Here is a 14891-nt window from a genome sequence, read left to right on the forward strand (position 1 = left end):
TCACAGGAAGTCGACGCGAATCGTGACCGGGCGAGTGAACGCGCCACCGCCCACGCTGTAGCGCGACTCACGCAGGCGCACGTAGAAGTCGAAATCCTCGCCAGTGGCCAGCGCGTTCGCCTGGTAGGGTTTCCCGGGCTCGATCGTGTGCTTTGTTTCGTCGGCGATTTCCAGGCCGACGTGCGCCGGTGCGCTGCCGAGCATGCGGAAGAGCTGCGGCGCGTTGGTGTCGGCGTCCGCTGGCGTACCGAAGATGAACTGCGCGATCTGTCCGGCGGGCTCCTTGCAATCTTTCACCTTGAGCTGAAAATTGACCCACGTCGTAGCCCGGTCCGGGTTTTTGAAATCGGCCAGCGAATAGCTGCCCATGGGGACCGTCTGGTTAAGCGTTTCGGCGCTGATACTGCAACTTGGACGCTTGAACCACATCTCGTAGATCTGCATGTGACGGAACGGCGTCGTGAACCCGCCGATGATGGAGCTCGCGCGTTGTTCGGCGATCTTCGTCTGGTCAACCCGACCGAAGACAATATTCCCCGGCATACGCCTGACGCGGTAGCCAACGTTGATGTCGTTGCTGCGAATAAAGCCGCCTTTTCCGAAGCTGCGCTGGTACTGATGCGGAAACTCGTAAGTCCGACCCGCGCCGGCATCCTCTTCCAGATAGACCTCGATCCCGAAGCCGGAAGGCTGGCCACCGACGGTGAGCGGAATCAGGCCATCCGGTCGAGTCGCCGTGTATGCGCCATCGAGCGTCACATCGCCCTTGCAGCTCGCTACGACGCTCCCGTCGCCACGGGCCTTTCCTTCGCGAACGACCGTACCCGGTGCGATGTCGTTGGACACTTCGATCTCGGCGGTCTGACCGATCTGGTAGTTCGTATTGGCGCTATGCACGCACCCATCCGCTGCCAGAGCATCTCCGGCCTGTGTCGCTGCCAACAGTGCGATAAATCCGCAGGCCGGCAATAGCTTTATCGATGTCATCTTTGCCTCGTTCCTTAAGGGTTGGCGTCCACCACCGCATCGTGGGTGGGGAAGTAAGTGTCGAGCCAAATGGTCCACCGCGCCGCCCGACGCATCAAATCCGCGCGATAGACGGCGTTGAAGCGAGCCGTTCGCGAGTGGTAGTTCGCGGCACGCTTCCACACGTCGCCGGTGTCGTTCTGAAGATGTCCGCGGATGCGCCAGGCTGCGAGCAGAAAAGGGTAGCAACCTGGCGCGGCTACATCGGCGGCCGATATGCGGTATCGAGAGAGCTCGCGCAGGTAGCTGGTGTTGAACTGTAGTGCGCCGACGTCGAAGGTTCCGTTGGTGTTGCGTACCCACTGGCCGGGTTTGCCCGCTTCTTTTTCTGCGATCGCCAGGAGGATGTTGGCGGGGACGTCGTAGGCAAGGGAGGCACCGAGGGAGCAGCTGACGAGTTCTTGTTGTTTCGCGGGGATGTCTGGGAGGGTGTCGATCATGGCGATCTGCCTTCGTCGGGCTCGCCGTTGCCCGGAGGGAGAGCCGCGGCTTCGGGGGGCGCTGGCGACGCGGCGACATCCGCTTTCGTGCGAACGATCTCAAGTGTCACCTGCGCTACTGCCTCACTCTCGGCATATACCCTGCTGCTCTCGATGTCTTCGATTGTCGTTTTCGCATCGCCGAATTGCGGTGGGGGTGCGCTGCTATCGGTGCTAGCTACTTGCAAGGGATGCGCGTCAGGCCCTTGCGGCACAGTAGGTTCCTGACCGAGAACCAAGGGCAGTTGCGGTGACGAATCGACGCCAGGGTTGTCAAGCCGTGCGTCGACCTGTACTGGAGCGTCGTGCTCGCCTGCAACCGCGCCCTCCGGGCTACCGACAATGTGACCGGCGGCCAGCGCGATAGCGGAGGCGTGGCCTGTGATACCGACGCCCACTGAGGGCGTGCCGATGAACTGGCTGAGGTCGGTTGAGGCACCGATCGGATCATCTTCGACACGCACGACCATCTGTGGACTGCCGTCGGCGGGTGGGACTGCCGTAGTCAATTCCAAGGATCCAACCTCGTTCGCCGTCACGCCGCTCGCGGCGGCAGTATCTCCAGATGCCGACGAATTGAGGATAGATGCCTCGTGACCTGTTGCCTCCATACGCTGTCCACTATAGATATCACCGGACGCATGGGTCGCGCTTTGTGTTGCGTCCTGAAACGAGTGAGTGGCATCAGCCGCGGCAACGTCGCTCGGCCGGCTGATCGCGGAGGTTACATCGGCTTGCAATGACTCGTGTGCTGCTGCGCCACGGCCGATCAACGCCGGATGCTGCCTACCATCCTCGCCCCACGCTGCCGTGATGGCAGACATTTCTTCCAAATAATCGGGCCGAGACGTGTCGTAAACCTTCTTCACGTCCTGAAGCCCGGCTGTGCTCACGCCGGTATCCTGCGAATCATCCGAACGCGAACTCGGCTGACTCGCAGTATCGACGTGCGCGTACGCACCAGGATCGACCTGAGCGGACGGATGACCGTAGTCCGAACTATGCGAACGATCTTCGGTCGCGGCCTGCGCACTAGACGATGCCAGCCTTGCCGCCGCGCCCTGCCCGCCAGTACTACCGAACACACTGCCGCCAGTTGAACTGCGATATGGGTCCGGCTTGCGCGGCACACCGAATGGGTCAGAGCCACCGTTAACGTTAAAAGGGTCGGCCATGCCGCCTACCGAGACCGCCGAACGCTCAATCGCTTCCATGGCGGAACTCGTTCGAGCCACGGACCCAACAGGAGCGCCGCCGCCCTCCGCCGCGGGAGTTCTACCGCCGACCGCCGCAAAGGCCGCGCCACCGCCCGTCGCAATCGCAGAACCGACCATGCCTGCCGTGCCAGCGAACATGCCGAGTGAAGAACCGGTCACTAGCGTGTAGAGGAGTTGCGGCACGCGTAACCCAAGCACGAGCATGAGTACTGAGACTACGAGAATCTCTCCGAGGCTTCCGTAAGGAAGTTCAGCCCGTAAGCTACTTGCCGGAGTGATACGTCCGAACACGCTCTCACTCACCGCACCGATGATACCCAAAGCGAGGATAGAGATGCCCAACGCGACAACGTGCTTGTAGTAGTTGATTGCGATCTGCGACGTCCAGCGAGAGCCTCCGAAGCCGAGCAGGAAGATTCCGCCGTATCCCAGAAACCACGCCATCACTAAGGCAAGTAGAAATTGTGCGGCGAGAAGCGTCAGCGCGATCAACACGATGATACCCATCACCCCACCAACAATGCGGTCGCCTTCATCACCCTGCGATGTGTCTTCGATCACCCGAAGGTAGACGTGCAACGCACGTCGCATCGCACCGTTTCCGCCCGTAAGAAACGCTGCCTTGGAACCACCTGGGTCCAGTTGGTAGAAGGAGCCCACAATGCGCTGCACGAAGTCTTCGCCACCCGCGTGGTCGCTAGCGTTGATCAAAAGCCAGTAAAGCGTTCCAGTCACGACCATGAAGCGAAGGAGCTCCATTACCACCTCCCCGATATCCTGGCGCAGGATCAGAAGGCCCATCGTCCAGACAAGGCTGATCGTCGCAAGAGCCGCAAACAGGTTTTTGGCAGCGTCGAGAATGACTTCGTCGCCAGTCAGCCTCCCCGAGAAATCCGATTCAATCTCGGTCAGGAGGTTGCTGAGGTCGACTTTATCTGCGACCGCCGCGGACGCTATCAGGCTGAGGGCGACACCCAGCGCGACGCGAACTTGAATGCTTAACTGCATTAATCACCGTGGAACGGGATGGCGTAGACACGCCATCAGGAGGAAAGGCGACGAAAATGTCGTCGCCCCCGACTTCAGAACACTGGCTGCTTCGCAACCATCTGATAGCGCTGGTCCGACAGACCCGCTCGCATGGCCTTGCCGGTGGCGATAGCGCGCGCATCTTTGTCGGCGGAGGCTTGGGCCTCTGCTGCGCGAGCGGCTTCAGACACGAGCATCATTGACCGTAGCTTCATCAACTGGGTGACCTGTGTACCAGCAAGCACATTGGCCACCTGTTGTTGTCGTCCGCGACCCTTAGCATCCTTGCTCTTGTCCGCGAAAAGAGTGAGTGATTCGGCCTCTTTCTCAAGCGCTTCCTGATCCATCTCAATAGACTTTATCAGGGCGTCATTGGCCGCCTTCCGAGCACGCGAACCCTCGAATCCTACCTCCGTAAACTCCTCGCGGCTCTCTTGGTCGACGTAGTACTTTGCTGACTGGAACTGCGCCGCGTAACCATCATTTGTGTGCTCTCCTAAAACAGCTTTGAGCTTCTCGGCGACCTCCCTAGGGATCGGCACAACTTCGTCCTCACTACCCTTGCTAATGATCCAGGTGAACTCATTTGAGATTTCCGTATTCTCAACAATCGATTTGTCAATGTTCGTCGTCGACCTATCTATGTTGTTTGTGTAGTTATTGATCGTTCCATCACCGGTATTGGTCAAAGAATGCTTAATAGCCTTTAGCTGGAAGTTCTGAATGATGTTGGATGTGGCGTTCACAACGTCGATGACCGGGACAATGGCATGTGCATTTCCTGCGCAAGTCAGTCCGCTCAATAGGAGGACGGTCAACGCGTTATTCCTTGCTGATGCTTTCATCCTTCTTCTCTCCTTGTTTCGCATGTTTAATAGTCGAACGCCCGATACGGGCTCTTAAACGTCAGGTCCTTAATAGCCATCACGTTGAAGCGATAGCCGGGTCGGATCTTCAGCGTTGGTGCGTAGCTCATGTTTCGCTTGATCATCTGAGTAGCGACCTCGCCGACCTGCTGAGCAAGCGCCTGACTCATCTGGACGGAGTTGGACGTACCGAACGGGTCGTCCTCGGGGCGAATACTCGATGATGTGAGACCTGCGGTAATCCCGGACATCAGGATGGCCTGGCTAAACAGGCGCAGGTAGTGACGGTTCACCTTGTCTTCGAACCCTGCATAGCCTGCCGAGTCCACACCTTCCATGGCACCGATATCCAGCGCCTTGCCGTCGGGAAACACGATCCGCTGCCACGCGACCAGTACACGCGACTGGCCGTCTACGATGTTGTGGTTATATCGACCGATGAGCCGCGAGCCTTGTGGGACCAGGCGATACTTGCCGGTCGGCGTATCGAACACGTCCTGACTCACCTGCGCGATGATCTGCCCCGGCAAGTCCGAGTTGATGCCGGAGATCATGGTCGCCGGAATCACCGAACCCGCACGCACCTCGTATGCCGTTCGCGGTGCCTCGATGCCATTGCCGAGCAACCAACGGTCGGCGCCCTTGTCCCGTTCCTCAGCTCCAGCGAACTGTCCATAGTCGCCATCCGCGTGCACGGGTATCCGCGTGTCAGGCACTTCAGGAAGCGCTGGCTCCATGGGATCCTCCGGCGCCGACGGAGCGGTGGCCGACGGTGACCCGCCCGCGTCGACTGCCTTCGCCAGGCCAGTCTTCGCATGCATGGCGGTCTGGAAAAGCTTCATCCTTTCGTTCGCCACGGGATCGTCAGCGCGGTCCCCGCCGCCGCCGGAGCGACCAGGCATCGGCGGCGCATCCATATTGGAGACCCGTGCAACCGGGAAGGACGCTGCCTTGTCATCGGGATCGCCAACCAGCCCGCCCACTGCGGTACTCGCCAGCATCTGGTCCAGCACCTGACTGCTCTCGGGCAGACTTGTCGACGAGGGCTCGATAGCCGACTTCTTTTCACCACGCCGGGCAGCAACCATCGCCACGAGGATGATAAAGACCACCAGAACGGCGCCGATGATCAGAAGAGGCATGTTGTTGACGCGGCGCACCCCCGTGACCGAGTCGCCGGCCTTCGGGAGGATGTCGCCGCCCAGCGCCACATCATCGGTTTCCGGACTCGTCTTGCCCATGTCACTCATTCCCGCCTGGTCCATGCACCGCCCGTCGAGACGCCGCCGCTTGCGTTCATCCACAGGCGCGACATCGTGGACGTCCCTACGCGGACCTTGAGGCGATACAGGCCCCCGCCGATCGAATCGACGACGCAGTCAAAGGCTGCGCCTCGTCCGCCAACGGGCGAAACGGTGTATCCCTTGGCCCGAAGCGCGGCAAGCAACGCGCTGTCAAACGCACCCGCCGGCGCGCGCATCGGTGCCAGAACCGTGGCGGACGGCGTAAATACGTCGCTCATGCCGAGCACGACGTCCTCGACGACAGCCCGGCGCAACGGATCCACGTCGGCAACCGAAGGGCTGACCGGGACCGGCGCGCATCCTGTGAGCAAGAGCGTGATGAGCCACGGATAGAGACGCACGGCCCTCATCGACGCCTCTCGATCGTGATCTTGCGCTGGCCCATCCCGACGCCCGCAACGAGCACCGCCTTCTCGAACAACGTGTCCACGATGTAGCGACCATCCTGAAGGCGATAGTTGACCATCACCTCTTCGTTCTTCTTGAAGACACTGCCACTGTCCCTCACGACGAGCAGGGTCGGCGCCTCACCCTGCGAGAACGTGGACGGCATCTCGATGATGGTCTTGACGCCATCGTTGTAGACACGGGACGGCTTGAAGGGCGCATTACCCGACACCCGGTACGCGAAGTCGAGGTTGCCTAGGTATTCGTTCTTCGACCCGCCCGTCGCAGCGCTGCGGGCCTTATCGGCAGCGACCTTCTTCTTCACCGCCACCCATTTCGCGTCGACGGACTCGGAGTACGAGAATGCGACGCGCGGCATGTACTCCGTGCGGTGAGACCGAAGACGTAGGTGATAGGTACGGCGATCCGTCGTCACCATGAGTGAGGTTTCAAGGCCGACGTCGAGCGGCTTGATGACCAGGTGCTGGATAGCGTCCTCGCCCGAACCCGACAGGGCGGGTTCGACCAGCCAACGCACGGCGTCACCCAGGTTCACCGAGCTCACTTGCTCGCCGGGCTGTAGCTCGACATCACAGACCTGCATCACCGCACAGACGATGCTCGGCTGCGATTGGCCGAATAGGAAACGGATCGTGCCGTCGGGGCCGGGCACCGGCTTTACCGATGCCGATGTGCTGGCAATCCATTTACGCGAGATATCGAGGCCCGCCTTCTCCTGCGGCGTGAGCTTTGGGTTGTCGGCGGAGAAGAACTGATTGGCGAGATCCGTCTCGGTGGTGGCCGCGACGACGCCCGGAGCGAGCATCGCCAGCACGGCGAAGAGAGATGTCTTTGTCATGTCGTGCCTGTCAAAACTGCTTCGACCAGGAGTAGTCGGAGATATAGATGCCCATCGGGTTGAGACGGAGCTGTTCTTCATTCACTTCGGCGGGGAGCGGCCGCGCCTCGATGTTGATCAGGGCGCGCATGCGATAAGGCTTGCCCTGGATCTCACCCCGGCGCGTACGCTGGGTCTCAATCCAGTCCACCTGCCAGGTCGTCGCCGTCTGCGGAATGGCGGAGGCAATTTCGATGCCGACCGTCTGCTTCTCCGCGCGCTTGAACGGATTGGTCTCGGGCGAGCCGTTGAGGTAGGCGGTCATCTTGCGCACGGCTACGCTGCCCGACGACATCAAGGCGTATACCTTGAAGATGACGCGGCGCTGCATGGCGATGTCGGGCGTCACCGTCCTCGCGTTAACGATAAACTCGGCCACGGCCGCACGAACCACGCGTTGGTCCACCTTGTCCGCCTGCGATGCCGGTGCGACGGCCATCGCTTCGCCCAGCTTGTTGACCTCGACCACATAGGGAACGAACTTGGACTGGCTACCGATGTAGACAACGCCACCGACGGCAGCAAAGACGATCAGAAGACTGAGGAGCGCCACCGCCTGCCACAACGTACGCGACGCGATGAGACTACCTACGTGCGAGTTCCAGGATCGCCGGGCGTTGAGGTAAGGATGCTGCTGCCCCTGATGGGGAAACGGGCGCGGCGCGCCGGCCCGCCTCTTCTTCGGTTTCATGTTCAAACTCCGTAGTCCGCAAGTCGTAGCCCCTTGAGTGCGAGCCACTCGTCCACCCATGCGTTGCCATGGCGGGCCTCGAGGGTGCGAATGGTGGCGAGGGATTCCTTGTCGGTGCTGCCGATGAAGGCGAGGGCCAGCGGCCCCAGCGCGAGGTCGTACAGGCGTCGCCCCTTGTCCGACATGTAGTAGTAGTGGCGTTTCTGCACGGCGGTCGCGAGGATCTCGATCTGCCGCGAGTTCAGGCCCATGCGTCGGTAGAGCACCATCGCGTCATCGTCGCGGGCGAAGGGATTGGGAAGAAATATCTTCGTCGCGGTGGATTCGACGATGACATCGAGGATCCCGGAGTTCGCCGCATCGGACAGGCTCTGCGTCGCCATGATCACCAGGCAGTTCGACTTGCGAAGCACCTTCAGCCATTCACGGATCTTCGCCCGGAACACCGGGTGGCCGAGCATCAGCCATGCCTCGTCGAGGATGATCGCTGCTGGCTGGCCCTTCAGCGCGGTCTCGATGCGGCGGAACAGATACAGCAGCACCGGCAACACGAACTTGTCGCCGAGATTCAATAGATCCTCGATCTCAAAGACGGCAAAGTCTGAAAGACGCAACCCATCGATCGAGGCATCGAGCAGGTGCCCCATGGCGCCATCCGCCGTATAGACCTTCAAGGCTTCACGGATCGACTCGTCCTGGATCATGAGGACGAACTCCGAAAGCGTGGTCGCTCCCGAGCTATGCATCGAGAGAATCGCATTGCCTATCTCATTGCGCTGCGCCGGCGTGGTCTGCACGCCGTTCAGGGCCAGCATGGCGTCGATCCACTCCATTGCCCAGGCGCGATCGGACTTTCCATCGAGGAACTGCAACGGGCAGAACGCCAGGGTCTCGTCATCACCACCCACGTCGAAGTGCAGTCCGCCGCACGCCTTGACCAGGGGATACAGCGACCGCCCCTTGTCGAAGCAGTACAGCGACATATCCGGGTAGCGACGAAGCTGCGCGGCCAGCATGCCAAGGTGCGTCGACTTACCCGCACCCGTGGGGCCGAAGATGAAGGTGTGCCCCAGGTCATCCACGTGCAGATTGAGACGAAAGGGAGTCGCACCCTGGGTCACGCACTGCATCAATGCAGGCGAATTGGGCGGATACATCGGACATGGCGCCTCTGCCAGACCCGTCCAGATGGTCGAACTTGGAAGCAGGTCCGCCAGGTTCAGGGTATTGATCTGCGGCCGGCGAACGTTCTCTACGCCATGTCCGGGCATGCTTCCGAGCAAGGCATCCATCGTGTTGATCGTTTCAATGCGCGCGGCGAAGCCACGGGCATTGATGGCCTTCTCGATCTGCCGCACGGAGCGATCCAGCCGCGAACGATCCTCGTCCGAGACGATGACGACACTGGTGTAGTAACCCTGTGCCACCACACCGCTGTTGATCTCCGCGATCGCTGCCTCCGCGTCCTGCATCATCGAGAGCGCGTCGTAGTTCACCGAGCCTGTGTTGGTCTGGAAGATCTGGTCGAAGAAGCCACGGACCTTCTGCCTCCACTTCTTGCGGAACTTCTCCATCTCCTTCAGGGCCTGGTGCGGATCCATGAAGATGAAGCGATTCGACCAGCGGTATTGACTCGGTAGCTCAGCGAGCGAAGCGAGGATCCCGGGATACGACTCCATCGGAAAGCCTTCGATGGCCACTACGTGCACGAACCGGCGACCGATACGCGGCGCCACGCCGGCCCAGATTTCCTGGCCGCCCACCAGAGCGTCGATGTAGACCGGGTTGTCCGGCAGCTGGATGGGATGGTCCAGCCCGGTCACGCAGAACTGCAGCCACTGGAGAAAGTCGTCGTGAGTAACCTCACGCCCCTGCTCGGTAACGCTATTGTGGCCTTTCAGTCGCGTCATACGGAAAACGCTAGAAAGACGACCCTCGAAGGAACGGCACTCCCGCTCAAAGTCGGCGATAAGCGTTGTCGTCCGTTCGGTCTTCCCTGCCACCTCGGCGTCATCGTCGAACATCAACTCGACGAACTTCCTCTGCGCGAGCTGAGGCGGGAACCATGTAAGCGTCATGACGAGGTAGCCCTCGTACGTCGTGCCAAGACGATGGAACATCCGCCGACGCTCTTCATCCATCGCGGCAGAAACACGGTCGGGGAAATGCGAGCTGGCGGCCGGCGCGTAGTCGTGCGCCGGCCGACGAACGGCATCGACATGGATCATCCACCCATTTCCCAGGCGCGACAGCGCCTGGTTGACGCGCATGGACGCCGTCTCGCGCTGCTCATCCGTGCTGCTGGCCGCGTCATCACCTTCGAAGATCCACGCCGCCATGAACGCACCGTTCTTGCACACGATCACCCCGTCCTCCACGACGGCGGCATAGTTCAGCAGGTCCGCCACGGCCTGGCCGTGGGGACGCCGATGATCGAGCTTCGGCTCCGCATCCAGACGACGGATACGGAACAAAAGAAGGACAACGAGGATGGCGACAATCGACACCATCCCCGTGATGATCGCGAGCATCATCGGTACTGCGCCTCCTCAGCCGGGCCATTCGTGCGGAACGGCGTCGAACGTGGCGCGTAGTACTGACGGTAGCGGCGCTGGCGGAGATAGACGAAGCGCATCTTTGGATCCGCTTTGGCCATGACTCGAAACAGCTGGACAGCGCCAATCCAAACGGCAGCGCCAAAGATTGCTGCTTTCATGTCGTGCGCGGAGAAGATAAGTGTGCCTGCCAGTAACCCGGCGAACATCACCATCTCTCGATCACCACCCAGGACGAGATTGTCTCGGTTGCCGGCGCGTCTGACTGGAATGGTACGGATTGCCATCAGTTCGACTTTCCAGTGAATGGGCGCGACGTGACGACCACCGTCCCGCTTACCGGCTTCCACTTAAGACCGAGGATAGAAATGAGCGTGGATGCCTGAACGATGACCGATACGACAAGCACGATGAAGACCATCGTTCGCATGAAGCCGCTGATCTCTCCTCCAAAGATGAGCATCGCCCCGCAGGCCACGATACCGACCAGCGAAATGATGAAGGGAACTGGGCCCTGCAGAGACACTATAAGGACGTTGATTCCAGCTTCATATGGAAGCGCCTCGCCGACAGCGAGGGCCGAATCTGGAAAGAGGGTTACGGCGACGGCGAGCACGATCAGGCGCAGCGACTGAGAAAGACCCTTCACCCAGCCGAAGGATCGAATTGCAGTTTTCATAGACATTTCCTAAGCCTTCAAAGATTACGAAGCACATACCGCCCATCCTCATAACCTTCGACGGCTACGACTTCCTGGACGCGGCGGCCATTGGGGGTTCGCGAAATATGGACAAGCAAATGCACGGCCTCGCCGATCAACGGCTCTATGGGCCGTGGCGCATCGCGATGCATGCTGATAAGCATCGACAGCCGTGACAGCCCTGCCCGCGCGTCGTTGGCATGAAGCGTCGCCGCGCCACCTTCATGGCCGGTATTCCACGCCATGAGGAGATCCAGCGCTTCCGGCCCACGCACCTCACCGACGAGAATGCGATCCGGCCGCATGCGTAACGACGTGCGTAACAGCTGCGTCATGCTGACTTCGAACGAGGTCCGGTACTGCACGAAGTTCTCAGCCGAACACTGGATCTCTCCCGTGTCTTCGATAATGAAGACGCGCTCGCTGGCATCCGCCTCGACCATCTCGCGGATGAGCGCGTTGATAAGCGTGGTCTTGCCCGATCCGGTACCGCCGATAACAAGAATGTTCCGGTGTCCGAGAACAGCGTTCATGAGCACGTCGCGGTGCTCTTCGCTAATCACACCCGCCGCCACGTAGTCCGCCAGCGTGAAGATCGACACCGCCTTCTTCCGCAAGGCGAAGGTCGGCCCACTTACGATGGGCGGAAGCTGCGCAGCAAAACGCGATCCATCCAAGGGAAACTCCGACTCCAGCACCGGGTTCGCGCGGGTTATTTCCTTGCCGTAATAGCCGGCCGTCGTCTTGATCACCGCTTCTGACTGGCTCGGGCGCATGCTGCCGATGCAACGCATGCCCTCACCCAGCCGCTCTTGCCACAGGCGGGTGTCCGCATTGAGCATGATCTCGACGGTCTTCGGATCATTGAAGGCATCCAGGAAGGCGTCGCCGAGATCGCGCATTAGTTTCTCTCGCGCGCGCTCCTTCACCACGGCGGATACGCCGGAAGGGGGTCCCTGTTCCATGTGTATTGCGATCACTCCGGCACCGGCGCGACCGTCATGGTCCCTACCGGCGATACGTCGACAACGGGCGCCTCCGCGACCCGTACTTGGTGCTATCGAGGCCTAGGCGGCCTTCTTCAGTGGGACAGCCGCTGCAGAGTCGGCACCGATGCATGTGGTACGAAGAGAGCGATGCATCCCGTGCAAGGTCGTGCTCTCCAGCGACTGCGGCACGTCGACGTAGCAGGCGGTGGGCGGACCCTCGCCCCAGCGCACGGTGAGGCGCGATCCTGCCGCGACACCCCGCGTGAATATCTTGCTTCCCTGCCCGACGACGCCAACCACCTGGCCATGGCTATCGGTCACCGATGCGCCAAAGGGAAGCGGCTCTCCGCTCACGCGCGATGCCCGGATCAGCAGGGCCTGCGAGACGGTCGTGCGGTAGTCGAGTCGCGCAAATGCGCCCGCGCGCGGCGCGACGCTCTCGCTCGTGCTCTCGAGCTCGACGTCCTGCGAGGCGCCGGCCGGATTGATGGAGACCGTGTTCAGCTGGTAGGGCTGCAGGCCGCGCACCACGGCATTGCCGCGCCGATCGAGGCGGGCGCCGCCGTGATTGTCGATGCGCGCACCGGCCGCTCCCGGGGCGTGGACGATCGCGTTCGTCTCGCCGAGCTCCTGCGCAAGGGTGATCCCATCGCGATGGGCCACAAGTGCGCCCGTGGCGCCGAGCGAGTACTGGGACGTGCTGCCGCTGTGACCCACGCCAACGCGGTAGACACCGGCGGGTGCACGGTAGGAAAGACTGGCGTTGCCACCCTGGTTGGCACCCCGCCCCGGAAGCTCTGAGCGGCTGCCGGACAGGTTGTAGGTAAGGTCACGCGCGTTGTCGATCACGCCATTGACCGAAGCCAGCGTCGTGCGACGTCCGTCATCGGAACGGTTGTGGCTGACGTTGAGATTCGGCGAGCGCGACTGACTACCCAGGGGGACCGAGAGCGACAGATAGATCGTCGTGTCGGTTCCATCGCTGCGGCGGCCATCGATGCGGCCCCCGAACGCGTCGCCGACGCGGGAGCGTTGAACCGATACGTTGTAAGACACCGCGCGCCAGCTGTTGCCATAACCGAGCGAGAAGTTGAGGCCGCGCGAGCGATCCCCCCAGTAATCGACCAGCGACCCAGTGGCGACCAGACGACCTTCACCCAGCGCCTGGGCCACCGTCAGATCGAAGCGGCTACGCTCGCCCCCGATCCGCGTTCCGTTCTCGCCGCGACGAAAGCGCTCGCGCAAGGTGGCTGCGTCGGTGACCCCGAGGAAGTCGCGAGTGGAGAAACGGTAGGCAGAGACGCCGATGTTTGTCCCGGTGGTGTTGACGCTCCGACTGTAGCGAACGCGTGTACTGATGCCCCGACGCACGCCCGCCGCGCGGAACGCGGCGCGTGACCCGGTGACATCCAGGGAGACAGCACCGAAAGGCAGATTGACCGCAGCCCCGAGCAGTCCGGCGACGTAGCTGTTCGACGCGGTTGTGCCGCCGTATAGCGTGCTGTTCGTCGTAACGCCGCGCTGGACCGTCGCCTGAAAAACGAACGGTGTGGCGACGAGACTCGTCTCCGACACCTGGCCGGCGGCAACGGCGAATCGCGTCGTGCCTTCGCGGAGCATCTGTGGCACGGACGTGTACGGCACCACGATGGTCTTGGTGCGGCCATCAGCTTCGGTAATCACCACCTCGAGATCGCTGCCGTACCCCGTGGGATACAGATCGTCGAGCTGGAACGCACCCGGAGCGACCGTGGTGCTGGCAATGACGTAGCCATTCTGGCGCACCGTCACCTGTGCGTTGCTCTCGGCGACACCGCGGATGACCGGCGCGTACCCTCGTTGGGAGGCGGGCAACATGCGCTGATCGCTCGCGATCGAAACACCGCGAATGCGGACGCTGTCGAGGATCTCCCCGCTGGTGTAGCTCTCACCCACGGTCAACTGGGCACGCGCGTCCGTCAGGTCGTGCTGCGCGTAGGTCAGCGTGTTCTGCCAGCTCCGCTTGCCCTCGGTCACGCTCATCGAACCGTTGTGACGCAGGCGCCAGCCAGCGACGTTTGCTCCGGCGTTCACGCCGACGAAGGTCGACGTCGATCGCCTGCCATTCGAGCGCAGCTGGAAGGTATTTGCGTTGTAACCGATCATCAACGCCGCCTCTCCCGCATCCCACAGGTCGGGACTCACGTAGCCGCGCGCATGGCTTGCCATGAACACCTGCGGTACGGTGATGTGCAGGATCTGCTCCGCATCGTCGAAGTCCACGGTGGCATCGGGGACCGCGGCGTCCAGATTGCCGCAGAGAAGGGTGTCGTCGAGTGGCCGAAGGGCCGTGTTTTCGCTGCGGGCCCGCAGCTTGTCGATATCCAGACCAAAGGCGACAAGCATCTCCCGATTCAGGCAAGGCTGCGCACTGGTGCTGTCCGCGACCTGACGGAAGATGACATTACGCGATCCCGGCACCGGCTGGCCGTTCACCTGGATCTGCGGTCGATAGATACCAGCGAGAGTGACATTGCCGCGCTCGAAGCGCGAAAGGTCCACGTCGGACGACAAGGAGTGAATGAAATCGGCGTTGAACACGGCCTGCGGCTCAAGCGACGCGGGAAGAGGGTCGGGACCGACCGGATCGATGGCTGCGTCGGCAGCGCTCGGAAGCGCCAGCGCGAGCGCCAGCACCAAGGGATGGCGGACGAACGGGCGAGTCCCCGTGACGCGAGGGGTTGTCCTTGAGAGTTCGTTCATGATCCTTC

Annotated in this window: 12 protein-coding genes and 1 pseudogene; all 13 read right to left on the minus strand. The window is 61.6% G+C overall.

Translation table 11 applies throughout. The features are described 5' to 3' along the window. A complete protein-coding gene (locus tag HB634_RS13850; protein ID WP_213948965.1) occupies nt 1-987 on the minus strand; it encodes a fimbrial protein in 987 nt (328 codons plus the stop codon). Nucleotides 988-1022: 35 nt separating this feature from the next. Beyond that, a pseudogene (locus HB634_RS13855) lies at nt 1023-1466 on the minus strand (hypothetical protein); the annotation flags it as partial. Then, nucleotides 1463-3730, minus strand: coding sequence for a P-type conjugative transfer protein TrbL (gene trbL, locus HB634_RS13860; protein WP_213948967.1), 2268 nt, complete (start codon nt 3728-3730; stop codon nt 1463-1465). The pseudogene HB634_RS13855 and the gene trbL, both read right to left, overlap by 4 nt. A 74-nt stretch (nt 3731-3804) precedes the next feature. Beyond that, on the minus strand, nt 3805-4596 hold the full coding sequence (locus tag HB634_RS13865) for a hypothetical protein (RefSeq protein ID WP_213948968.1): 792 nt from the start codon (nt 4594-4596) through the stop codon (nt 3805-3807). Between the two features lie 26 nt (nt 4597-4622). Continuing rightward, a complete protein-coding gene (locus tag HB634_RS13870) occupies nt 4623-5858 on the minus strand; it encodes a TrbI/VirB10 family protein (RefSeq protein WP_255548586.1) in 1236 nt (411 codons plus the stop codon). Between the two features lie 5 nt (nt 5859-5863). Beyond that, complete coding sequence (locus tag HB634_RS13875) at nt 5864-6271, minus strand: hypothetical protein (protein WP_213948970.1); 408 nt, start codon at nt 6269-6271, stop codon at nt 5864-5866. Then, entirely contained in the window at nt 6268-7167 is a 900-nt protein-coding gene (trbG, locus tag HB634_RS13880) for a P-type conjugative transfer protein TrbG (RefSeq protein WP_213948971.1), read from the minus strand. Before trbG ends, HB634_RS13875 begins: the two co-directional genes overlap by 4 nt. Before the next feature lie 10 nt (nt 7168-7177). Next, nucleotides 7178-7897: a VirB8/TrbF family protein gene (locus HB634_RS13885; protein ID WP_063573664.1), complete on the minus strand. Its 720-nt coding sequence runs from the start codon at nt 7895-7897 to the stop codon at nt 7178-7180. A gap of 2 nt (nt 7898-7899) precedes the next feature. After that, nucleotides 7900-10428, minus strand: a complete 2529-nt coding sequence (locus HB634_RS13890; RefSeq protein ID WP_213949131.1) for a VirB4 family type IV secretion/conjugal transfer ATPase — start codon at nt 10426-10428, stop codon at nt 7900-7902. Further along, complete coding sequence (locus HB634_RS13895; protein ID WP_063573802.1) at nt 10428-10739, minus strand: conjugal transfer protein TrbD; 312 nt, start codon at nt 10737-10739, stop codon at nt 10428-10430. Before HB634_RS13895 ends, HB634_RS13890 begins: the two co-directional genes overlap by 1 nt. Further along, entirely contained in the window at nt 10739-11131 is a 393-nt protein-coding gene (locus HB634_RS13900; RefSeq protein WP_213948972.1) for a TrbC/VirB2 family protein, read from the minus strand. The genes HB634_RS13895 and HB634_RS13900 overlap by 1 nt, the downstream gene beginning before the upstream one ends. Before the next feature lie 17 nt (nt 11132-11148). After that, on the minus strand, nt 11149-12117 hold the full coding sequence (trbB, locus tag HB634_RS13905) for a P-type conjugative transfer ATPase TrbB (protein ID WP_213948973.1): 969 nt from the start codon (nt 12115-12117) through the stop codon (nt 11149-11151). A gap of 102 nt (nt 12118-12219) precedes the next feature. Further along, nucleotides 12220-14883 (minus strand): fimbria/pilus outer membrane usher protein, encoded by a 2664-nt coding sequence (locus tag HB634_RS13910; protein WP_213948974.1) that lies wholly within the window; start codon nt 14881-14883, stop codon nt 12220-12222. Between the last annotated feature and the right edge of the window lie 8 nt (nt 14884-14891).

Source organism: Luteibacter sp. dw_328, from assembly GCF_018449605.1.
GTDB lineage: Bacteria > Pseudomonadota > Gammaproteobacteria > Xanthomonadales > Rhodanobacteraceae > Luteibacter.